Annotated in this window: 17 protein-coding genes; 2 read left to right on the top strand and 15 right to left on the bottom strand. The window is 74.9% G+C overall.

Going from position 1 to position 22,811, the window contains the following annotated elements; all coding sequences use genetic code 11:
• Positions 1 to 41: 41 nt before the first annotated feature.
• The 12 genes from E4A51_RS04205 to rimP form a co-directional block, all read right to left on the bottom strand.
• Positions 42 to 869, bottom strand: a complete 828-nt coding sequence (locus E4A51_RS04205) for an AraC family transcriptional regulator (RefSeq protein ID WP_134850960.1) — start codon at positions 867 to 869, stop codon at positions 42 to 44.
• A 66-nt stretch (positions 870 to 935) separates the two neighbouring features.
• Complete coding sequence (locus E4A51_RS04210; RefSeq protein WP_134850961.1) at positions 936 to 2,258, bottom strand: pitrilysin family protein; 1,323 nt, start codon at positions 2,256 to 2,258, stop codon at positions 936 to 938.
• A gap of 1 nt (position 2,259) precedes the next feature.
• The gene (locus tag E4A51_RS04215; protein WP_134850962.1) at positions 2,260 to 4,497 is read right to left on the bottom strand and encodes a polyribonucleotide nucleotidyltransferase; all 2,238 of its coding nucleotides are present in this window, start codon (positions 4,495 to 4,497) and stop codon (positions 2,260 to 2,262) included.
• 202 nt (positions 4,498 to 4,699) lie between these two features.
• On the bottom strand, positions 4,700 to 4,969 hold the full coding sequence (gene rpsO, locus E4A51_RS04220; RefSeq protein WP_046528127.1) for a 30S ribosomal protein S15: 270 nt from the start codon (positions 4,967 to 4,969) through the stop codon (positions 4,700 to 4,702).
• 156 nt (positions 4,970 to 5,125) lie between these two features.
• Complete coding sequence (locus tag E4A51_RS04225; RefSeq protein ID WP_046528126.1) at positions 5,126 to 6,115, bottom strand: bifunctional riboflavin kinase/FAD synthetase; 990 nt, start codon at positions 6,113 to 6,115, stop codon at positions 5,126 to 5,128.
• A gap of 189 nt (positions 6,116 to 6,304) precedes the next feature.
• Entirely contained in the window at positions 6,305 to 9,565 is a 3,261-nt protein-coding gene (locus E4A51_RS04230; protein WP_240696374.1) for a glycoside hydrolase family 9 protein, read from the bottom strand.
• Between the two features lie 167 nt (positions 9,566 to 9,732).
• Positions 9,733 to 10,692, bottom strand: coding sequence for a tRNA pseudouridine(55) synthase TruB (gene truB / locus E4A51_RS04235; RefSeq protein ID WP_134850964.1), 960 nt, complete (start codon positions 10,690 to 10,692; stop codon positions 9,733 to 9,735).
• A complete protein-coding gene (gene rbfA / locus E4A51_RS04240; protein ID WP_046528123.1) occupies positions 10,689 to 11,123 on the bottom strand; it encodes a 30S ribosome-binding factor RbfA in 435 nt (144 codons plus the stop codon). Before rbfA ends, truB begins: the two co-directional genes overlap by 4 nt.
• Positions 11,124 to 11,296: 173 nt before the next feature.
• The gene (gene infB, locus E4A51_RS04245) at positions 11,297 to 14,176 is read right to left on the bottom strand and encodes a translation initiation factor IF-2 (RefSeq protein WP_134850965.1); all 2,880 of its coding nucleotides are present in this window, start codon (positions 14,174 to 14,176) and stop codon (positions 11,297 to 11,299) included.
• A gap of 70 nt (positions 14,177 to 14,246) precedes the next feature.
• On the bottom strand, positions 14,247 to 14,561 hold the full coding sequence (locus E4A51_RS04250) for a YlxR family protein (RefSeq protein WP_370297470.1): 315 nt from the start codon (positions 14,559 to 14,561) through the stop codon (positions 14,247 to 14,249).
• A 155-nt stretch (positions 14,562 to 14,716) separates the two neighbouring features.
• On the bottom strand, positions 14,717 to 15,763 hold the full coding sequence (gene nusA / locus E4A51_RS04255) for a transcription termination factor NusA (RefSeq protein ID WP_046528120.1): 1,047 nt from the start codon (positions 15,761 to 15,763) through the stop codon (positions 14,717 to 14,719).
• Between the two features lies 1 nt (position 15,764).
• Entirely contained in the window at positions 15,765 to 16,334 is a 570-nt protein-coding gene (gene rimP / locus E4A51_RS04260) for a ribosome maturation factor RimP (RefSeq protein ID WP_134850967.1), read from the bottom strand.
• Between the two features lie 147 nt (positions 16,335 to 16,481).
• Here rimP and E4A51_RS04265 point away from each other — a divergent pair, with 147 nt between their 5' ends.
• Complete coding sequence (locus E4A51_RS04265) at positions 16,482 to 17,558, top strand: DUF4439 domain-containing protein (protein WP_134850968.1); 1,077 nt, start codon at positions 16,482 to 16,484, stop codon at positions 17,556 to 17,558.
• Positions 17,559 to 17,651: 93 nt separating this feature from the next.
• Here E4A51_RS04265 and E4A51_RS04270 read toward each other — a convergent pair whose 3' ends face one another.
• Complete coding sequence (locus tag E4A51_RS04270; protein ID WP_070320603.1) at positions 17,652 to 19,445, bottom strand: proline--tRNA ligase; 1,794 nt, start codon at positions 19,443 to 19,445, stop codon at positions 17,652 to 17,654.
• A 110-nt stretch (positions 19,446 to 19,555) separates the two neighbouring features.
• Between E4A51_RS04270 and E4A51_RS04275 the strand changes: the two genes are divergently transcribed.
• Positions 19,556 to 20,446, top strand: coding sequence for an Fpg/Nei family DNA glycosylase (locus E4A51_RS04275; protein ID WP_134850969.1), 891 nt, complete (start codon positions 19,556 to 19,558; stop codon positions 20,444 to 20,446).
• Positions 20,447 to 20,560: 114 nt separating this feature from the next.
• Here the strand turns inward: E4A51_RS04275 and E4A51_RS04280 are convergent, their stop codons facing one another.
• Together E4A51_RS04280 and ispG are read right to left on the bottom strand one after the other, a co-directional pair.
• Entirely contained in the window at positions 20,561 to 21,460 is a 900-nt protein-coding gene (locus E4A51_RS04280; RefSeq protein ID WP_134850970.1) for a DUF4081 domain-containing GNAT family N-acetyltransferase, read from the bottom strand.
• Positions 21,461 to 21,542: 82 nt separating this feature from the next.
• Positions 21,543 to 22,679, bottom strand: coding sequence for a flavodoxin-dependent (E)-4-hydroxy-3-methylbut-2-enyl-diphosphate synthase (ispG, locus tag E4A51_RS04285; protein WP_174524314.1), 1,137 nt, complete (start codon positions 22,677 to 22,679; stop codon positions 21,543 to 21,545).
• Between the last annotated feature and the right edge of the window lie 132 nt (positions 22,680 to 22,811).

A 22,811-nucleotide genomic window follows, 5' to 3' on the forward strand; every position in this document is an offset into this window, starting at 1 on the left:
CTAACCGGCGGCACCCGCACCCGACGGACGGGTCCAGCCCGTCAGACGCCGGCGGGCCCCAGCCGCTGCGCGAGGTGCTCGGCCAGACGACGCAGCTCGACGGGCGGCAGGCCCGTGAACCGCTCGACCTCGCGCGGCGGGTAGCCCGCGTCCACGAACCACTCGACCGTCGCGACCGTCGCGACCGCGTCGACCGGCCCGGTGCCGACGGACTCGCGCACGAACGTGCTGAACCGCACGGCCGCGAGGTACTGCGCGGGCGTCACGCCCAGCAGGGTCGTGCACCACCGGTGCAGGTCGCCGACGCTCGCGGCGACCTCGCGCGCGATGTCGCTCGCGCGCACGAGACCGCGGTGCGCCTCGACGTACGCGATCGCGTCCTCGAGGCGGTCGAGCTCGGCGCCGTCGTGCCGCGGCCGGGCCGCCAGCGCGTCGAGGAGCGCCGCGACGGCCGCGTCGTCCGCGCCCTCGTCGAGCAGCGCGCCCACGCGCGTCGCCGTCCCGGCCGGGAGGACGTCGTCGAGGGCGGTCCAGGCGTCCGCGAGGGGCCGGCCGGCGCGCAGCCGCGCCGGACCCAGCGGGTGCAGCTGCACGCCCAGCCGCACCACGGGTCCGCGCTGCCGCGCGACGACCGCGTGCGTCCAGGGTCCGCGCACGCCGTCGCCGTCGGGCGTGCGCGCACCCGTGAGCGGGTCGACGAGCTCGCCGGCCGCGCCGCGCACGACCTGCAGGAGCCCGCGGCCGTCGGGCAGCAGCACCTCGACGTGGTCGGCGCCCGCCGCGTGGCGCGCGACCCACGCGTGCTCGGCGACGCCGCGCAGCACGGCGGGGACGGGGTACCGGCGGTAGTGGTCGACGGCGACGGGCATGCCCCCATCATGCCGCGCGCGGCGGACGCCGGGACCCGTCGCGGGGCCCGGCGCGGGCCGACGAGGTCAGTCGCCGAACGGGCCCACGCGCACGACGCTGCGCGGCGCGGCCGCGAGCTCGGCCGCGAGCTCCTGCACCTGCGCCGCCGTCACGGCGCGCACGCGCTCGAGCGACTCGTCGACGTCGAGCAGCTCGCCGTGGACCAGCTCGGCCTTGCCGAGCCGGCTCATGCGCGACCCGGTGTCCTCCATGCCGAGCACGAGGCCGCCGCACAGCTGGCCGATGCTGCGCGTGAGCTCGGCCGCACCCATGGGCGCGTCGGCCATGCGCTCGAGCTCGGCGACCATCAGCGCGGTCACCTCGTCGACGCGTGCGGGCGTGCAGCCCGCGTAGAGCCCGAACAGGCCGGTCTCGGCGTGGCCGGTCGCGAACGAGTACGTCGAGTACGCCAGGCCGCGCTTCTCGCGGATCTCCTGGAACAGCCGCGAGGACATGCCGCCGCCCAGGGCGGCGCTCAGCACCGACAGCACGAACCGACGCGGGTCGGTCGAGGTGAGGCAGGGGCCGCCGACGATGACGTTGGCCTGCTCCGTCGAGCGGCGGATCGTCAGCTCGAGCGCCGCGGGCGGCACCGGGGCGCCGGCGGCGCGGCGCGCACGCGGCGTGGCCGTGGGGTCGAGCGGCCAGCCGCCCGCGGCGAGCGCGGCCTCGACCTGCGCGCACAGGGCGTCGTGGTCGACTCCCCCGGCGGCGGTGACGACGAGGGTCTCGGGGCGGTAGTGCTCGCGGTAGTGCTCCCACACGGCGTCGCGCGGCACGTCGCGGATGGCCTGCGGGGTGCCGCCGATGGGCCGCCCGAGGGGCGTGTCGCCGAACACGGCGGCGGCGAACTGCTCGTGCGCGACGTCCGACGGGTCGTCGTCGTTCATCGCGAGCTCTTCGAGGATGACGCCGCGCTCGGTCTCGAGCTCGTCGGCGTCGAGCCGCGCCGAGGTCACCATGTCCGCGATGACGTCGACCGCCATGGGCACGTCGGAGTCGAGCACGCGCGCGTAGTAGCACGTGTGCTCCTTGCCGGTCGCGGCGTTGGCCTCGCCGCCGACGGCGTCGAACGCCTCGGCGATGTCCATCGCCGTGCGCCGCGCCGTGCCCTTGAACAGCAGGTGCTCGAGGAAGTGCGTCGAGCCGAAGTGGCCCGACGTCTCGTCGCGCGAGCCGACGCCGACCCACGCCCCGACCGTGGCCGAGCGCAGGCCGGGCATGTGCTCGGTGAGCACGCGGACCCCGCCGGGCAGGACGGTGCGCCGCACGGCGGCGCCTCCGTCCTGCCCGACGACGAGGTCAGCCCCCGGCGAACCGGGGGCGACCAACGGGAGGGCGAGCGGCACGTCAGGCGTCGGCGGTGGCGGACGCGTCCGCTGCCTCGTCCTGGGCCCCGGCCTCGGCCTCGTCGAGCACCGCGTGCAGCGAGAGCTTGCCGCGCGGGTCGATCTCACCGATCTCGACCTGGACCTTCTGGCCGATCTTGAGGACGTCCTCGACGTTCTCGACGCGCTTGCCGCCCACGAGCTTGCGGATCTGCGAGATGTGCAGCAGACCGTCCTTGCCCGGGGACAGCGAGATGAACGCGCCGAACGTCGTCGTCTTCACCACGGTGCCGACGAAGCGCTCACCGACCTCGGGCATGTGCGGGTTGGCGATCGCGTTGATCGCCGCCCGCGCGGCCTCCGCCGACGGACCGTCGGTGGCGCCGATGTAGACCGTGCCGTCGTCCTCGATGGAGATGTCGGCGCCGGTCTCCTCCTGGATCTGGTTGATCATCTTGCCCTTCGGGCCGATGACCTCGCCGATCTTGTCGACCGGCACCTTGACCGAGATCACGCGGGGCGCGAACGGGCTCATCTCGTCCGGGACGTCGATCGCCTCGGCGATGACGTCGAGGATCGCGAGGCGCGCCTCCTTGGCCTGCGTCAGCGCGCCGGCCAGCACCGAGGCGGGGATGCCGTCGAGCTTGGTGTCGAGCTGGATCGCGGTGACGAACTCGCGCGTGCCGGCGACCTTGAAGTCCATGTCGCCGAACGCGTCCTCGGCGCCCAGGATGTCGGTGAGGGCCGCGTAGCGGGTCTCACCCTCGACCGTGTCGGACACCAGGCCCATCGCGATGCCCGCGACGGGCGCGCGCAGCGGGACACCGGCGTTGAGGAGCGACAGCGTCGCGGCGCAGACCGAGCCCATCGACGTCGAGCCGTTCGAGCCCAGCGCCTCGGAGACCTGGCGGATCGCGTAGGGGAAGTCCTCACGCGCCGGCAGGACCGGGACGATCGCGCGCTCGGCGAGCGCGCCGTGGCCGATCTCGCGGCGCTTCGGCGAGCCCACGCGGCCGGTCTCGCCGGTCGAGTAGGGCGGGAAGTTGTAGTGGTGCATGTACCGCTTGCGCGTCTCGGGCGAGAGCGAGTCGATCTGCTGCTCCATGCGGAGCATGTTCAGCGTCGTGACGCCGAGGATCTGGGTCTCGCCGCGCTCGAACAGCGCCGAGCCGTGCGTGCGCGGCAGCACCTCGACCTCGGCCGACAGCGTGCGGATGTCGCGCAGGCCGCGGCCGTCGATGCGGAAGCCGTCGGTGAGGATCCGCTGGCGGATGAGCTGCTTCTGCAGCGAGCGGTACGCGGCGGAGATCTCCTTCTCGCGTCCCTCGAACTGCTCGGCGAGCTCGCCGACGACCTCGGCCTTGATCTCGTCGAGGCGGTTCTCGCGCTCCTGCTTGCCGGCGATCTGCAGCGCGGCCGACAGGCGCTCGGACGCGGCCTGCTCGACGGCGGCGAACGCGTCGGGCTGGTAGTCCGGGAACGTCGGGAAGGTCTGCGTCTCCTTCGCGGCCTGGGCCGCGAGTTGCTGCTGCGCCTCGACGAGGGTCTTGATGAACGGCTTGGACGCCTCGAGGCCCTGCGCCACGACCTCCTCGGTCGGCGCGGTGCCGCCGCCGCCGTGGATGAGGTTCCACGCGCCCTCGGGCGCGTCGGCCTCGATCATCGCGATCGCGACGTCGTCACCGACGACACGGCCCGCGACGACGATGTCGAACGTCGAGCGCTCGCGCTCGGAGTAGCGCGGGAACGCGACCCACTGGCCGTCGACCAGCGCGAGGCGCGTCGCAGCCACGGGGCCGGAGAACGGCAGGCCGGACAGCTGCGTCGAGATCGACGCGGCGTTGATCGCGAGCACGTCGTACGCGTCGTCGGGGTTGATCGACAGGACCGTCACGACGACCTGGACCTCGTTGCGCAGGCCCTTGACGAACAGGGGGCGCAGCGGGCGGTCGATGAGACGGCACGCGAGGATCGCGTCGGTCGAGGGACGGCCCTCGCGACGGAAGAACGAGCCGGGGATCTTGCCCGCGGCGTACTGGCGCTCCTCGACGTCGACCGTCAGGGGGAAGAAGTCGAAGCCCTCGCGCGGGTGCTTGCCGGCCGTCGTGGCCGACAGCAGCATCGTGTCGTCGTCGAGGTAGGCCACGGCGGAGCCGGCGGCCTGCTTGGCGATGCGGCCCGTCTCGAAGCGGACGGTGCGGGTGCCGAAGCGACCGTTGTCGATCACGGCCTCGGCGAACTGGATCTCGGGACCCTCCACGGGTGCCCTCCTTGTTCTCGAAGGCGCCGCCCACCCCGCGACGGTCTTCGACCGTGGTACCCGGACACGAGTTCCGGGGGCCACTACCGAGGACCGGACGAGCGGGTCGGCGCGGTGGATTGCGGTGGAGCGTGCGTGCGGGGTACCGACCCCGTACGCAGGACCAGCCCGGACCGTGACGGTCCGGGCTGGTCCAGGTGGTTCAGCGACGCAGGCCGAGCCGCTCGATGAGGGCGCGGTAGCGGTTGATGTCGATCTTCTGCAGGTAGGCCTGGAGGCGACGACGGCGCCCGACCAGGAGGAGCAGACCACGACGGCTGTGGTGGTCGTGCTTGTGCTCCTTGAGGTGCTCGTTCAGGTCGTTGATGCGGCGCGTCAGCACGGCGATCTGGACCTCGGGCGAGCCGGTGTCGCCCTCGTGGGTGGCGTACTCGGCCATGATGGCCTGCTTCGTGGCGGGGTCGAGCGACACGGTGCTCCTCAGGTTTCTCGTTGCGCGGTGCGCCGGGGCATGTCCACCCGGGCTCTCTCGGTCCGCGGCCGGTCGAACGGCACGCCAACTCTACCGCACGAGGGCGCCTGGTCCGGGCGTTCCCGGCGGCGGGCGCAGGACGACGACCCGCGGCCGTCAGGCGCGCGGCAGCCCGAGCACCGCGCGGACGTCCTCGACGTCGCGGGCCATGCGCTCGAGCAGGGCCTCGACCGAGTCGAAGCGCAGCGTCGGCCGCAGTCGCTCGACGAGCTCGAGCGCGACCTCGTCGTCGTAGAGGTCGAGGTCGGTGCGGTCGAGCACGTACGCCTCGACGCGGCGGTCGTGACCGTCGAACGTCGGGTTGGTGCCGATCGACACCGCCGCGGGCAGCACGCGCTCGGCGGCCGGCACCGGCGTGCCGTCGGCGCGTCGTTCGCGCCGCAGCCAGCCCGCGTAGACGCCGTCGGCCGGGACCATGCCCGCGACGTGCCCGAGGTTGGCCGTCGGGTAGCCCAGCTCACGGCCCCGCGCGTCGCCGTGCACGACGACGCCGCGCACGTGGTGGGTGCGCCCCAGCACGTCGGCCGCGGCCCGCACGTCGCCGGCCGCGAGCAGCTCGCGCACCCACGTCGAGGACCAGCGGCGGTAGCCGCCCGGCTCGTCGGCGTCGTCGGGACGCACGTCCTCGATGACCTCGACCGTGAAGCCGTGCCGCTCCCCCAGCCGGCGCATCGTCGTGAGGTCCCCGGCGTTCTGCCAGCCGAACCGCACGTCACGTCCCACCACGACCGTGCGCGCGTGCAGCGCGTCGACCAGGTAGCGGCGCACGAACTCCTCGGGCGACTGCCGCGCGAAGTCCAGCGTGTACGTCACCAGCAGCGCGGCGTCCAGCCCGGTGCCCGCGAGCAGCTCGAGGCGGTCGGCGTCGCCCAGCAGCAGCGGGGGCGCCTCGAGCGGACGGTGCACCTGCGCGGGATGGGGCGTGAACGTCACCGCGACCGCGTGCGCGCCCACGGCGCGCGCGTCCGCGACCATGCGCGTGAGCACCGCGACGTGCCCGCGGTGCACGCCGTCGAAGTTGCCGAGCGTCACGACGGACGGCCCCCACGCCGTGGGCACCTGCGACACGTCGGTCCAGACCTGCACACCCGCTCCGTTCTGCGCCCCGCGCACGCGGGACCCGGCGGACAAGCCTGCCACGCCCCGGGCGTGGTCCGGGACGCGCGATGCCCGGCGCCGGCACGCCCGCCGCACGGCTGCGCCCCGCCGGTCGGTCGACCGGCGGGGCGCAGCGTCGTCGCCGGGGACGACGACCGGGCCGCTCGGGCCCGCGCGTCAGCGCCCCAGGCGGAGCGTCAGCCGCGCCGGGTCCGTCGTGGCGCGCCCCGCGTCGTTGCTGAACACCGCGCGGTACTGCGTGCCGACCGCGAGCGGCGTCACCGGCACGCGCAGCGTCGTGCCGTGCGCACCGGGAACGGGCAGCCAGGGGCCCGAGAACCACCGGAACTGCCACCGCACGGCGGGCTGCGGGTACCCGGTCGCGGCGGCCTCGAACGTCGCCCACGACCCCAGCCGCGCGGTCGCGTCGGCGGGGTGCCGCACGACCACCGGTGCCGCCGCCGCGACGGCGAGCCGCGCGGCCCGCGTCGTGGCCGTCCCCGACGCGTTCGTGAACACCGCCCGGTACGACGACCCGGCGGCCGCCGCTGTCGCCACGACCTCGAGCGACGCGCCCGTCGCACCCGGCACGTCGCGCCACGTGCGGCCGTCGCCGACCTGCCACTGCACCGTGGGCGCCGGGACGCCCGAGGCGGCCGCGGTGAACGTGGCGGTCGTCCCGAGCGCCGCCGTCACGTCGGTGGGCTGCGTCGTGACGACCGGGGCGACCGGGGCGACCGACCCGTCGCGCTGGTCCGCGACGAACGACGCGACCCACGACAGCGCCGAGTTCCAGTTGATCGTGAGCTCGTTCGACGCCCACGAGCTGATCTCGTCGAGGTAGCAGGTGGCCGGTGCGCACCCCTCGGTGAACGCGGCCTGCATGGTCGGGTCCCACGTCGAGGCGATCGAGTTGGGCCCGCCCGCGAGAGACCCGACCGGCGGGTGCGGCAGCGACGGGTCGAGCTGCGCCGCGAACCAGCGCGAGTGCTGGTTCTGCGACGACACCGTCCCCCAGCCGGTCACGTACGAGCGGTTGAGCGCGTTGCGCCCGAACAGGTAGTCCAGCCCCTCGAGCGTGCCGCGCAGGTACCGCGCGTCGTGCGTGAGGTCGTACGCGGTCGCGGTCACCACGAGAATGTTCGCGACGGACGAGTTCGAGCCCCAGTCGTACACGCCACCGGTCGGCGAGTACACCGAGCCCCACGGCTGCGCGTCCTGGGCCGCGAGGTAGGCGTCGGCCGCGGCGACGACCGACGCCCGGACGGCGTCACGGTCGGGCAGCGCGTTCGGCACGGTCGCGAGCGTGAGCCGCCCCAGCGCCGCCGTGCTCCCCCACGAGAACCCGCCCACGCCGAACACGTCACCCGTGTGGTGCGGGCTCGCCGCGACGTCGTCGGCGTACCGCTGCTCGCCGGTCGTGACGAACAGCTCGGCGGCCGCCCAGTAGAACTCGTCCGTGACGTCGGCGTCGTCGTACGGGCCGCCACCGTCGTTGCCCGCGGCCGCGGGCGCGTACACGTCGGGGTGCGCGAGCGCCGCGTCGTACGTCGAGCGCGCCGCCGCCAGCAGCGTGTCGGCGAACTCCTGGTCGTACGGCGCGAACAGCCGCGCGCCCTGCGCCGCGACGGCCGCGACGTTGAGCGTCGCCGCCGTGGACGGCCGGTGCAGCGACCGCGGCTGCGCGTCGTCCGCGGGCATCAGCGGCAGCCCCGTCCAGCCCTCGTCGTGGACCTTGTGGTGCACCATGCCCGCGTACTCGCCCGACGGCGCGACCATCCGCAGCATCCAGTCGAGCTCCCAGCGCGCCTCGTCGAGCACGTCGGGGACGCCGTCGCCGTGCTCCGGCAGGGCGAGCGTGCCGTCGTCCAGCGCACCCGGCCGCGCCGTCGCGGCCGTGAGCGTGCGCTCGTACGTCGACAGCAGCTGCGCGACCGCGATGCCGCCGTTGACCACGTACTTGCCGTGGTCGCCCGCGTCGTACCAGCCGCCGCTCACGTCCAGCGTGTAGTCGCACGTCCAGCCGTCGTAGTAGTCGCGCGGGCCGATGCACGGCACCGCGGTGTCGCCCTGGTTCGGGGCGACGCCGACGTGCCCCGCCTCGCGCGCGTACTGCTCGCCGACGATCGACGCCTCGATGTCGGTGCCCGAGCGCGCGAGGTAGAAGTAGTTGAGCGCGTCGTACCGCAGCTGCGCGTACAGGTCCGCGGCGATCGTGAACGGGTGGCTCGTCTCGCCGTCGGCCACCAGCGTCAGGCCCGCGCCCGTCGCGTCGACGTCGGCCATGTCGATGACGTGGACGTGCTCGCCGGACGACGCGTCGTCACCGACGACCTGCGTCGAGCCCTGCGCGAGGGTCGCGCCGTCGGCGTCGTGCAGCTCCCACGCGACCGGCTCGGTCGCGTCGGTCACGAGCGTCGCACGCTTCGGGCCCTGCGGCAGGTACCCCACCTGGTTGACGCGCACGCGCGGACCGGTGTCCGGCTCGTACGGCGGCGGCGGGGTGGCGGACGTGGTCAACGAGACCTCCGAGAGGCAGAACGTGTACGGCGCGGCCTTGCCCAGGTGGAACGCCACCTGACCGGCAGCCTCGCCGTCGGCGGGGAACGTGTGCGCCGCGGTGAACGGGTACGCCAGGGTCGTGGCCTGCGTGCCCAGCGGTGCGGCGGACTGGTCGAGCACCGTACGGTACGCACCGCCGCCCTCGCCGACGATCGCGCGCACGGGTGTGGCGGGCTCCGTGCGACCCGTGAAGGTCAGCACGTAGTTCTCGCCCTCCTCGATAGGCAGACCCGTGAACGACAGGCCCGCGTCCCAGGGGTTCGCGTTGCCGCCGGGCACGTCGACGCACATCTCGCCGTCCGCGAACGTCGGGTCGCCCGTGCCGTACAGCCCCCAGGGCCCGAGGCCCTCGGCGAACGACGTGCGCGGCAGCAGCTCGGCGTCACCCGTGAACGCGACGTCGTCGAGGCAGAACGTCCACGCGTCCGCCGTGAACCCGCCGAGCTGGAACGCGATCTGCCCCTCCGGATCGCCGTCGCCCGGCGTCGCGGGGTACGACGCGCCCGCCGTGAAGACCTCCTCGACGGGGGTCGGCGCCGAGGTGAGCGTCGGGCTCGTGTCGAGGACCGTGCCGTACGGTGCGCCGTTCTGGCCGACGAGCGCGCGGATCGTCACGTCGGTCGACGCGCTCGCCGTGTAGCTCAACGTGTAGGTCGTGCCCTCGTCGACGGCGACGCCGTTGAGGACGACGCCCACGCCGTACTGCGCGGAGCCGGCGGGCACGTCGACGCACAGCGCGCCCGTGCTCGTGTCCACGTCGCCGTCCGTGCCGTAGGCGACCCACGCGCCGGCGCCGTCGTCGAAGTCGTCGTCCACCGCCGTCGCGGGCGCCAGCCCGGCGCCGGCGAGCACCGCGGCGGCCGTGAGGGCGGTCACCGCGTGGGCGGTCCGTCGTGCGCGTCGAGAAACCACGTCGTCTCCCCTGGGTTCGGGAGCGCTCCCACCTCGGTGTGGGCCGCGCTCGTCGTGCGAGCCAGGGTAGGGGTGAACCGGACGATCCGGAAGAGCCCGGCACCCGCCCGCGGCGGAAGCGTCGTCGCGTGTCAGGTCGCGGCGGGCGAGAACACCACCACGGGACGCAGCCGCGGCCCGCGTCGCTCGACGACCGCGACCAGCGTGCCGTCCGGGCCGATCGCGGCGAGGGGGCCGGCGGGGGCGTCGCCCGGCGCGATCCCCTGCCCGTACGACAGCGCGCGCGCGTCGGCGTCGTCGAGCTCCCGCGCGGGCAGCGCGGCGCGCGCGGCGTCCGCGAGCGGCAGCACGGTCACGGGACGGTCCTCCGGGGTCGCGGCGAGCTCGTCGAGCGTGCGCGCGTCGGCGATCCCGTACCCGGCGACGCGCGTGCGGCGCAGGGCCGTGAGGTGCCCGCCGACACCCAGGGCCGCGCCCAGGTCCCGCGCGAGCGCCCGCACGTACGTGCCCGACGAGCACGTGACCGCGACGTCGACGTCGAGCACGCTCACGCCGTCCACGGCGGCCGCCCGCACGTCGAGCACGTCGAGCCGTGCGACGTGCACGGGGCGCGCCGCGAGCTCGACGTCCTCGCCGGAGCGGACGCGCGCGTAGGCGCGCTGCCCGTCGACCTTGATCGCGGACACGCTGCTCGGCACCTGCTGGATGTCGCCCGTGAGCGCCGCGACGGGCGCCACGAGGTCGTCCCGCGTGAGCGCGGACGCGCCGTGGACGGCGAGGGTCTCGCCCTCGGCGTCGTCGGTCGTCGTGGCGACGCCGAGGCGCACCGTCGCGGTGTAGTCCTTGTCCGCGCCCGTCACGTAGGTGAGCAGCCGCGTCGCACGGCCGATCCCGACGACGAGCACGCCCGTCGCCATGGGGTCGAGCGTGCCGGCGTGCCCGACCTTGCGCGTCGACGCGAGCCGTCGCACGCGCGCGACGACGTCGTGGCTCGTCCAGCCGGCGGGCTTGTCGACGACGAGCACGCCGTCGTCCGCCGTGGGACGGCGCGGCCCGGCGGGCGGGCGGGCCGCCCGCTCGGGTCGGCTCACTCCTCGGTGTCGTCGTCGGCGCGGCGGTACGGGTCCTCGTCGCCGGCGTAGCGCGCACCCGCGGCGAGCCGCGCGACCTCGGCGTCCCGACGGGCCGCCTCGGACAGCGCCTCCTCGAGGTGCGCCGCGGTCTCGGGGACCGCGTCGAGGTGGAACGCGAGCGTCGGCGTCAGGCGGATGCCCGTCTGCTTGCCGACCTCGGAGCGGATCAGGCCCTTGGCGCTCTCGAGCGCCTTCGCGGAGCCGTCACGCGCCTCGTCGTCCCCGAGCACGGTGTAGTACACGTCCGCGTGCTGCAGGTCGCCGGTGACGCGCACGTCGGTCACCGTCACGAACCCGAGCCGCGGGTCCTTCACGCGCGTGTCGATCATCTGCGCGACGACCTGCTGGATCCGCTCCGCGAGCTTGCGCGCCCGTCCTGTGTCAGCCATGTCCGCCGTCCTTCCCTAGACCTTCTCCCCCACCGCGCGGATGGGGCGACTGACGTACGAGGACGACCGGAGGGAGGGGGTGGCGGGCCGTGGTGGGCCTGGCACGGGCCGCCAGGCCCGCGGTAGGCCCGCCACCCCCTCCCGGAGGTCGTCCGGAGATGAACCGACTGACGTCAGCTGCGCGGCTTCTCCCGCATCTCCCACGTCTCGATGACGTCGTCGACCTGCAGGTCGTTGAACGACCCGAGACCGATACCGCACTCGAAGCCCTCGCGGACCTCGGTCGCGTCGTCCTTGAACCGCTTGAGCGACTCGATGGTGAGGTTGTCCCCCACGACCTTGCCGCCGCGCAGGACGCGCGCCTTGGTGTTGCGACGGATCTCGCCCGAGCGGACGAGCGAACCGGCGATGTTGCCGAACTTGGAGGAGCGGAACACCTCGCGCACCTCGGCGGTACCGAGCTGCACCTCCTCGTACTCCGGCTTGAGCATGCCCTTGAGGGCCGCCTCGACGTCGTCGATCGCCTGGTAGATGACCGAGTAGAAGCGCACGTCGACGCCCTCGCGGTCGGCCAGCTCCTCGACGCGCTCCGCGAACTTCACGTTGAAGCCGATGATGATCGCGTTGTCGACCGTGGCGAGGTTGACGTCGTTCTGCGTGATGGCACCCACACCGCGGTGGATGACGCGCAGGTCGACCTCGTCGCCGACGTCGATCTTGAGCAGCGCGTCCTCGAGGGCCTCGACGGCACCCGAGACGTCGCCCTTGAGGACGAGGTTGAGGGTCTCGACCTTGCCCTGCTGGAGCGCCTGCGTGAAGTCCTCGAGGCTGATGCGCTTGCGACGCTTGGCCAGGAGGGCGGCACGCTCGGCCGCCTCGCGCTTCTCGGCGATCTGCCGTGCGGTCCGCTCGTCGGGCGCCACGAGGAACGTGTCGCCCGCGCTCGGCACCGACGCGAGACCCAGGACCTGGACCGGACGTGCCGGGCCCGCCTCGGTGACGGTCTCGCCGTGCTCGTCGAACATCGCGCGGACACGGCCGTGGGCCGTGCCGGCGACGATCGCGTCACCGACGTGCAGCGTGCCGGACTGGACCAGGACGGTCGCGACCGCACCGCGGCCCTTGTCGAGGTTCGCCTCGATGGCGACGCCTCGCGCGTCCTTGTCGGGGTTGGCCCGCAGGTCGAGCGACGCGTCGGCGGTGAGCAGGACGGCCTCGAGCAGCTCGTCGATGCCCATGCGCTGCTTCGCCGAGACGTTGACGAACATCGTGTCGCCGCCGTACTCCTCGGCCACGAGGTTGTACTCGGTCAGCTGCTGGCGGATCTTGTCGGGGTTGGCCGACTCCTTGTCCACCTTGTTGACCGCCACGACGATCGGCACGTTGGCCGCCTGCGCGTGGTTGAGGGCCTCGATGGTCTGGGGCATCACGCCGTCGTCCGCCGCGACCACGAGGATCGCGATGTCCGTGACCTGCGCACCACGGGCACGCATGGCGGTGAACGCCTCGTGACCCGGGGTGTCGATGAACGTGATGGCCCGCTCCTGGCCCTCGTGCGCGGCGCGCACCTGGTAGGCGCCGATGTGCTGCGTGATGCCGCCGGCCTCGCCCGCGACGACGTCCGTGGACCGGATGGCGTCGAGGAGCTTGGTCTTTCCGTGGTCGACGTGACCCATGACCGTGACCACGGGGGGTCGCGGTGCGAGGTCCTCGTCGCCCTCGGCCTCGAGCTCGGCGTCGAGGTCGATGTCGAAGGACCCGAGCAGCTCGCGGTCCTCCTCCTCGGCCGACACCATCTCGATGACGTAGCCGAGCTCGGCCGCGAGCGTGCCGAACGTGTCCTCGTCGAGCGACTGCGTCGCGGTCGCCATCTCACCGAGGTGGAACAGCACCGTGACGAGCGCGGCGGGGTTCGCGTCGATCTTGTCGGCGAAGTCGTTGAGCGACGAGCCGTGACGCAGGCGGATGACGGTCTTGCCGTTGCCGCGCGGGACGCTGACGCCACCGAGCGACGGGGCCTGCATGGCCTCGAACTCCTGGCGCTTCGCCCGCTTCGACTTCCGCCCGCGGACGGGGCGACCGCCCGCGCGACCGAACGCGCCCTGCGTCGAGCCGCGACCGGCGCCGCCGGGACGACCGCCGCCACCGGGACGGCCGGCGAAGCCGCCACCGCCGCCGGGGGCGCCACCGGGACGACCGCCGCCGCCGAAGCCACCACGACCGCCGCCGGGACCACCGCGGCCGGCGCCCGCGGGGCGCTCACCGGGGCGACCGACACCGCTCTGGGTGCGGCCGGGCATCATGCCCGGGTTGGGGCGCGGACCGCCGGGACGCGGACCGCCCGGACGGGGACCGCCGGGACGCTCGCCCGCGGCCGCGGCCGGTGCACCCTCGGCGGGACGCCGGTCACCGGGACGCGGCATGCCCTGCGAGGACGCGAACGGGTTGTTGCCCGGGCGCGGGCCACCGGGGCGCGGGCCGCCGGAGCGGTCCCCGCCGCGGGGCATGCCCTGCGACGGCGCGAACGGGTTGTTGCCGGGGCGTGCCGCGGGACGCGGCGCACCCGGGCGGGCGCCGCCGGAGGCACCGCCGCCCTGCGCGGGACGCGACGCCCCGGGACGCGCGGCGGGCGCCTGCGGCGCGGGACGCGCACCCGGCGTGGCCGGGGCGGGTCGAGCGGCGGGCGCCGGCGCCGGGGCGGCCGCGGCGGGCGCCTGGGCGTCGGGCGCCGCCGGAGCGGGAGCCGCCGGAGCGGGCGCCGCGGGAGCGGCCGGGGCCGGCGCAGCCGGTGCCTCGGGCGCGGGGGCCGCCGGTGCCGCGGGGCGTGCCGGCGCGGGCGTCGCCGCGGCGGGCTTGGGCGCGGCCGGGCGCGACGAGCCGCCACGTCCACCGCCGGCGGCGGGGTACGTGTCGCGCAGCTTGCGCACCACGGGCGGCTCGATCGTCGAGGACGCCGAGCGGACGAACTCACCGAGCTCGTTCAGCTTGGTCATGAGGGTCTTGCTGTCGACTCCGAGCTCCTTGGCGAGCTCGTAGACGCGGACCTTGGCCACATCTCTCCTGTCCTGGTCCGCCCCGGACAGGGTGGACCGTCGTTAGTGCCGGGTACTCATCGCTGGGTACTCATCGGTGCGTGCTCATCGGGTCGCCATCGGCTTCCAACCCGCTTCCCTGTCGACGGTCGGCACCGGGGTCGGTCCCCGGCACCGTGGTGCTTTGCTGTGGCTGGTCCTGCTCCGTGGCCCGCGCGACGGCGCGTGCCACGTCCTCGGTTCCCCAGGGGCCCGGGTTGCGCAACGCGCGTCCGAACGCCCGCCGCTTCACGGCGAGCTCGAGGCACCGCTGGTCGGGGTGCAGCCACGCACCCCGGCCCGGCATCCGGCGACGCTCGTCGACGACCAGCACGGGCGTACCCGTCCCGGCGTCGGCCAGCACCACCCTCAGCAGGACCGACCTGGGGCCGGTCTCTCGGCACCCCACGCACGTGCGGACAGGCCCCGGTTCGGGCACGGCAGGTGCGGGATCTGGGGTCCGCCTGGACGGCGAGGAGTGCCGGGCGTCCGGCCCAGCCTCGGAGAGTCTACCGCGCCGGGTCACCGGACGTGACCGGGCGCCCCCGCGGCCGGGCCGTCGGACGGCGCGTCGGCCCCCGCGGCGGGCGTCTCGGCGTCGGACCGGATGTCGATCCGCCAGCCGGTGAGCTTGGCCGCGAGACGGGCGTTCTGCCCCTCCTTGCCGATCGCGAGCGACAGCTGGTAGTCGGGGACGACGACGCGTGCCGCCTTCGCGTCCCGGTCCACGACCGTGACGTCGAGCACACGTGCCGGCGACAGCGCGTGCGCGATCATCTCGGCGGGGTCGTCGGAGTGGTCGACGATGTCGATCTTCTCGCCGTGCAGCTCGGCCATGACGGCGCGCACGCGGCCGCCCATGGGGCCGATGCACGCGCCCTTGGCGTTGACGCCGGCGACGTTGGCCCGGACGGCCATCTTGGTGCGGTGGCCGGCCTCACGCGCCATCGCCGTGATCTCCACGGTGCCGTCCGCGATCTCGGGGACCTCGAGCGCGAACAGCTTGCGCACGAGGTTGGGGTGCGTGCGGGACAGCGTGATCTGCGGCCCGCGGGGCCCGCGCGCGACGTCGAGCACGAAGCCGCGCAGCCGCTCGCCGTGCACGTAGCGCTCACCGGGCACCTGCTCGTGCTGCGGCAGCACGGCCTCGACCCCGCCGACGTCCACGAGGACCGTGCGCGGGTCGCGCCCCTGCTGGATGACGCCGCCGAGCACCTCGCCCGCCTTGCCCCGGAACTGCCCGAGCACCTGGTCGTCCTCGGCGTCGCGCAGCCGCTGGACGATGACCTGGCGCGCGGTGGACGTCGCGATGCGCCCGAAGCCCGCGGGCGTGTCCTCGTACTCGGGCGGCTCGGGGGCGTCCTCGGGCGCGTCGGGGTCGCGCGGGTCGCGCGCCCACACGGTCACGTGCCCCGTGCGGCGGTCCACCTCGACGCGCGCCCGCTGCTGCGCACCGGGCGTGCGGTGGTAGGCCGAGAGCAGCGCCTGCTCGATCGCCTCCACCAGCACGTCGAGGCTGATCTCGCGCTCGCGCTCGATGAGTCGCAGCGCCTGCATGTCGATGTCCACGTCAGCCCCTCACTGCGCCGGCGTCGTGCCGGCCGGCGTCCTCGTCGGACTCGTCGTCGCGCACCGCGGCGAGGTCCACCTGCACACGTGCGTCGCGCACGTCCTGCCATGCCAACGTCACGGGCGCACCCTCGACGGGCGTGCGGCCCTTGCCGGGCACCGTCACCGGGACCACGACGACCGCGGGCGCGTCGCCCGCGGCGACGTCGTCGAGCCGCCCGGTCACGGTGCGCCCGTCGACCGTGCGCACGACGACCGTGCGCCCCAGCGCGCGGCGCCAGTGGCGCGCGGCCGTGAGCGGCCGCTCGGCACCGGGGCTGCCGACCTCGAGCGTGTACACGCCGGGCACGACGTCGACCGCGTCGAGCGCGTCCGACACCACCTGCGTGACGTCACCCACCCGGTCCAGGTCGAGCGCGCCGGGGTCGTCCTCGGCGAGGTCCACGACCACGCGGACGACCGTGCGACCGCCGCTGCGGGCGACCTCGAGGTCGTCGAGCAGCAGACCTGCCCCGGTCACGGCGGCCTCGACGACCTCCCGCACACGCGGTGCGGTTCCTGGCGCGACCATGACGCGGCCTCCTGTCGGCTCTCCTGCTGCGGGGCGCAGGCGGCGACCCTGTGACGTTGTCCCACCAGCCTAACGACTCCCGACGCGCGTGGCCGACGCGCACCGGTGCCGCGTCGGTCACGGCGTCACGTGGCAGGATCGCGCCCGATGCACCCGTCCGCCCCCGCCCCGTCCGCGCCGCGGCACCGCGCCCGCGCGGCCCGCCCGACCCGCGCCGCCGCGCTGCTGCTCGCCGGCGCACTCGTGCTGGCCGGGTGCGGCCTGCGCCTCGAGACGCCGCCGCCGGCCGAGCCCACGCCCGATGCGACCGAGCAGGTCCGCGCGCGCACCGTCGGCGACGCGCTCGCACTGGTCTCGGCGGCCGCGGCGCTCTCGGCGCAGGGCGTCGACGAGGCCGTGCGGCCCGTGCTCGACGACGTCGCCGCCTTCTCGACGCGGCACGCCGAGGAGCTCGGCGGCGTGTACGAGTCGGGGCTGCCGGATCCGTCGCCCACCGCGACGCCCACCCCGGCGCCTGAGCTCCCCGAGGACGTCGCGACCCTGCTGACGGCGCTGTCGGCCGACGCCGACGCCGCGACGCGGGACGCCGACGCGGTCCCGGACGGCGCGCTGGCGCGCCTGGTCGGGTCGGTCGCGGTCGCGCGGGACGCGCTCACCGACCGGCTCGCGGCCGCGGCCGGGCTCCCCCGCCCCGACCGCGCGCCCGCGACGGACGACGACGCGGAGCCCGCCGCCGCACCTGACGCGTCCGCGCCGACCACCGACGCTCCCGACGACGCGACCTCACCGGCGCCCGACGGCGCCCCGGAGGCCGCCGCCGTCGCGCTCGCGCACGACGAGGCCGCGTGGACGTTCACGGTGCTCGCGGCACGCTCGGCGGACGACCGACGCGCGGCGCTGCTCGCCGCCGCGGCACGCCACGAGGCGGCCTCGGACCGGTGGGCCACGGCGGCCGGCGTCGCGGGACGCCCGACCGACCCGCGGCGCGCCGCCTACGCGCTGCCCGCGGCGCTCGACGACCCGGCGGTCGCCGACGCGCTGCCCCGCACGCTCGAGCAGGCCGTCGCAGACGCGTGCGCCGCGGCCGTCGCGAGGGCGGCGCCCGGCGCGCGCGGCGACGCGCTCACCTGCCTGCGCGAGGCGACGAGCGCGGCGACGGCCGCGGGTGCGGCGGTCGTGCCGTTCCCCGGCATGGCCGAGCTCGCGACGGCGCCCGTCGGCTGACGGACCCGCCGAACGCACCCGGCGCGCGGTCACGACGACGCCGAGGGGCACCCGCTCGACGCGGGCACCCCTCGTGCGGTGACGGTGCCGGGCTCAGCCGGCGAGCAGCTCGTCCACGAGCTCGGCGACCCGGTCGGCGGCGGTGCCCACCGGCACCTGCTCCGCCGTGCCGCCCGCCCGCGGGCGGACCTCGACGACGCCGTCGGCCAGGCCACGGCCGACCACGACCACGAGCGGCACGCCGAGCAGCTCCGCGTCGGCGAACTTGACGCCCGGCGAGACCTTGGGGCGGTCGTCGTAGAGCACCTCGACGCCGCGCGCGGCGAGCGTCTCGGCGAGCGACGACGCGGCCTCGAACACGGCCTCGTCCTTGCCGGTCGCGACGACGTGCACGTGCGCGGGCGCGACGTCGGCCGGCCACGCGAGGCCGCGCTCGTCGTGGTTCGCCTCGGCGAGCGCCGCGAGCACGCGCGTGACGCCGATGCCGTACGACCCCATGGTGACGACCTGCGACTTGCCGTTCTGGTCGAGCACCGTGAGGCCGAGCGCCTCGGCGTACTTGCGCCCGAGCTGGAAGATGTGGCCGATCTCGATGCCCCGTGCGAGCTCGAGCGGACCCGACCCGTCGGGCGCCGGGTCGCCCGCGCGGACCTCGGCGGCCTCGACTGTGCCGTCGGCCGTGAAGTCGCGGCCGGCGACGAGGTCGAACACGTGGCGGCCGGCGGCGTCGGCGCCGGTGATCCACCGCGTGCCGGGCACGACGCGCGGGTCGAGCAGGTACCGCACGGCCGTGCGCTCGGCGCCCTCGGCGACGGGCACGTTCGGGCCGAGCGCGCGCGGGCCGATGTAGCCGCGGACGAGCTCGGGGTGCGCCGCGAAGTCGGCGTCCCCGGCGGGCTCGACCTCGGCGGGTGCGACGGCGGCCTCGAGTCGCTTGAGGTCGACCTCGCGGTCGCCGGGCAGGCCGACGACGAGCAGCTCACGCTCGCCCGTGGGGTGCACGAGCGCCAGCACGACGTTCTTGAGCGTGTCAGCGGCGGTCCAGGCGCGGTCGGGGCGCGGGAACCGCTCGTTCGCGAGCGCGACGAGCGAGTCGATCGTGGGCGTGTCCGGCGTGTCCTCGACGTGCGCGGCGGGCGTGTCGGACCAGTCGAGCGCGTCCGGGACGACGGTCGTCACGGCCTCGACGTTCGCGGCGTACCCGCCGGGCGAGCGCACGAACGTGTCCTCGCCGATGGCCGTCGGCGTGAGGAACTCCTCCGACCGCGAGCCGCCCATCGCGCCCGACGTGGCCGCGACGATGACGTACTCGAGCCCGAGCCGCTCGAAGATCCGCTGGTACGCGCCCCGCTGCGCCTCGTAGGACGCGGCCAGGCCGGCGTCGTCGACGTCGAACGAGTACGCGTCCTTCATGACGAACTCGCGCCCGCGGATGAGACCGGCGCGCGGACGTGCCTCGTCGCGGTACTTCGTCTGGATCTGGTAGAGCGCGAGGGGCAGGTCCTTGTACGACGAGTACAGGTCCTTGACCAGGAGCGTGAACATCTCCTCGTGCGTCGGCGCGAGCAGGTAGTCGCCGCCGCGCCGGTCCTTGAGCCGGAAGATGTTCGGGCCGTACTCCTCCCAGCGTCCCGTCGCCTCGTACGGCTCCTTGGGCAGCAGCGCCGGGAAGTGCACCTCCTGCGCGCCGATCGCCGCCATCTCCTCGCGGACGACCTGCTCGACCTTCGCGAGCACGCGCAGGCCCAGCGGGAGCCAGGTGTAGATGCCGGGGGCGGCGCGGCGGATGTACCCCGCGCGCACGAGCAGCTTGTGGCTGGCCACCTCGGCGTCGGCGGGGTCCTCACGCAGCGTGCGGACGAACAGCGTGGACATGCGCAGGAGCATGCCCAGGAGCCTAGTGCGCCGCGCCGCCGCCGCACGCACGCGCCGACCGCTGCCCGCCCCCCCCGCCTGGCCCCTGTCCGTGGCGGCCGCGTCGGTGGGAGGATGCCCGGGTGCCGGAGCTGCCCGAGGTGGAGGCGCTCGCGCAGTACCTGCGTGAGCGCACGGTGGGACGCGTCGTGACGCGTGTCGAGGTCGCCGCGATCAGCGCGCTCAAGACGTTCCGGCCCGCGCCGGCCGCGGTGCGCGACGGCACCGTGACGGGCGTGCAGCGCCACGGCAAGTGGCTCGACCTCGCGGTGGCCACCCCTGCGGACGGCGAGCTGCACCTCGTGTGGCACCTCGCGCGCGCGGGCTGGCTGCGCTGGTACGACGCGCTGCCCGAGCGCCCCGCACGGCCGGGCAAGTCGCCGATCGCGCTGCGCGTCGGGTTCGACGACGGCGCGGGCTTCGACCTGACGGAGGCCGGGACGCGCAAGCGGCTGGCGGTGCACGTCGTGGCCGACCCGCGCGACGTGCCGCCGATCGCGACGCTCGGTGTCGAGCCGTTGTCCGACGCGTTCACGCGCGAGCGGCTGGCCGAGCTGCTCGCGGCGCGCAACCAGCAGGTCAAGGGTCTGCTGCGCGACCAGGGGACCATCGCCGGCATCGGCAACGCCTACTCCGACGAGATCCTGCTGGTGGCACGCACGAGCCCGTTCGCGCCGACCCGGTCGTACGACGCGGCGCGCACCGCGACGCTCCACGACGCGATCCGCTCCGTCCTCACCGAGGCGGTCGCGACGGCGTCGGGACGCCCTGCGGCCGAGCTCAAGGACGCCAAGCGGCGCGGGATGCGCGTGCACGGCCGCACGGGCGAGCCGTGCCCGGGGTGGGACGGGACGCCGTGCGGCGACACCGTGCACGAGGTGTCGTTCGCGGACTCGTCGCTGCAGTACTGCCCCACGTGCCAGACGGGCGGCAAGCCGTTGGCGGACCGGCGCATGTCGCGCCTGCTGCGCTGACCGCGCGGCCCGCGGACGCGCCCGACCGTCGTCCGCACGCCCGGACGGCGGAGCTGCGACGCCTGAAGGCGCAGCCCGTGAGACGGGTGCGGCCGGACGCGACGGAGCGAAGCGTCAGAACAGCACGGTCGCGAAGGCACCGACCTCGCGGAACCCGACGGCCTCGTAGGCGCGCACGGCGCGCGTGTTGTAGCCGTTGACGTACAGCGACACGACGGGCGCGACGTCGGCGCGCGTCGCCTCGACGACCGCCGCCATGCCGCCCTCCGAGAGCCGCTCACCGCGTCGCTCGGGCTCCACCCACACGCCCTGCACCTGCGCGACGCCCAGCGCGACCGCGGGCACCTCGGCCTTGAACACGACCCGCGGGCGGCGCCACGTGCCGCGGTCGACGAGCACGAACGAGCGCCCCTCCTCGACGAGCCGGCGCACCCGCACCTCGTACGGGCCGCCGGGGCCGCTGGCGGGCGAGTAGCCGACCTCCTCGGTGAACATCCGCACGCAGGCGGGCAGCACGAGGTCGTACTCGTCGGGCCGGGAGCGGCGCACGCGCGGGTCCGGGGCGACGCGCGGGTCGGTGTCGAGGACCATCGACGGCTGGTGGGCCCGCACCTCGCGCTCGGCCGGCCAGGAGCGACGCAGCCGCGACCAGAGCCCGAGCACGGGCTCGGCGGCCCCCACGATCGACGAGCAGCGTCGGCCGCGTGCGGCACCCAGGTCGGCGAACGCCGTCAGCGCACGCGACACGACGTCGGGGTCGGACGTGCCGAGGACCGGCACGAGGTTCGCGCCGACCCAGCAGACGGCGTGCAGCGCACCGTCCTCGGCGTACCCCCAGAGCTCGCCGCCGGCGCGGCGCACGCCCTGCTCCGCGGCCTGCAGGAGCCTGCTCGAGGCGAGCACCGACGCGACGGGGTCGACCGCGCACACGGCGAGCGCCGCGGGCACGTCGGCGTCCGCGAGCACGACCGCACCGGTCCGCCCGCCGAGCGCCGTCGCGCGCGGAGCCACCATGCCCTGATTGTGCACCACGTCACACCCCGGCGCGGCGTCCGGCCCACCGTCGCCGACGGTCACGCGCACGACCCGCGGGTCGTCACCCGACGGTGACGACGGGCGAGCCGTCGCCCGACTCCACCGGGTCCATCGTCTCGGCGAGGCGCATGGCCTCCTCGATGAGCGTCTCGACGATCATCGCCTCGGGCACGGTCTTGATGACCTCGCCCTTGACGAAGATCTGCCCCTTGCCGTTGCCCGACGCCACGCCGAGGTCGGCCTCGCGCGCCTCGCCCGGCCCGTTGACGACGCAGCCCATGACGGCCACGCGCAGCGGCACCTCCATGCCCTCGAGTCCCGCCGTGACCTTCTCCGCGAGCGTGTAGACGTCGACCTGCGCGCGACCGCACGACGGGCAGGACACGATCTCCAGCTTGCGCGGGCGCAGGTTGAGCGACTGCAGGATCTGGATGCCGACCTTGACCTCCTCGACCGGAGGCGCGGACAGCGACACGCGGATGGTGTCGCCGATGCCCTTGCTCAGCAGCGCGCCGAACGCCGTCGCCGACTTGATCGTGCCCTGGAACGCGGGGCCGGCCTCGGTGACGCCGAGGTGCAGGGGCCAGTCGCCGCGCTCGGCGAGCAGCTCGTAGGCCCGGACCATCACCACGGGGTCGTTGTGCTTGACGCTGATCTTGAAGTCGCGGAACCCGTGCTCCTCGAACAGCGACGCCTCCCACACGGCGGACTCGACGAGCGCCTCGGGCGTCGCCTTGCCGTACTTCGCGAGCAGGCGCGGGTCGAGCGAACCGGCGTTGACGCCGATGCGGATCGAGACGCCCGCGTCGGTGGCCGCCTGCGCGATCTCCTTGACCTGGTCGTCGAACTTCCGGATGTTGCCCGGGTTGACGCGCACCGCGGCGCAGCCCGCGTCGATGGCCGCGAACACGTACTTCGGCTGGAAGTGGATGTCCGCGATGACGGGGATCTGGGACTTGCGTGCGATGGCCGGCAGCGCCTCGGCGTCGTCCTGGCTCGGCACCGCGACGCGCACGATGTCGCAGCCCGCGGCCGTGAGCTCCGCGATCTGCTGGAGCGTCCGGTTGACGTCGGTCGTCGGGGTCGTCGTCATCGACTGGACCGAGACGGGGGCGTCACCGCCGACCTCGACCTTGCCGACGCGGATCTTGCGGGACGCGCGCCGCGGGGCCAGCACGGGGACTGGCGCCTGCGGCATGCCGAGGCTGATCGGTGTGCTCACGTGTCCATCATCCCATCCCCCGGGCTCCCGGGCGCTGTCGTACGGTGCCGTGCGGCAGCACGTGCACGGGGCCGACACGGGACGTCCACGTGGTGCGCCCCGTGCTCG

This window comes from Cellulomonas sp. HD19AZ1 (assembly GCF_004535805.1).
Taxonomy (GTDB): Bacteria; Actinomycetota; Actinomycetes; order Actinomycetales; family Cellulomonadaceae; genus Cellulomonas; species Cellulomonas iranensis.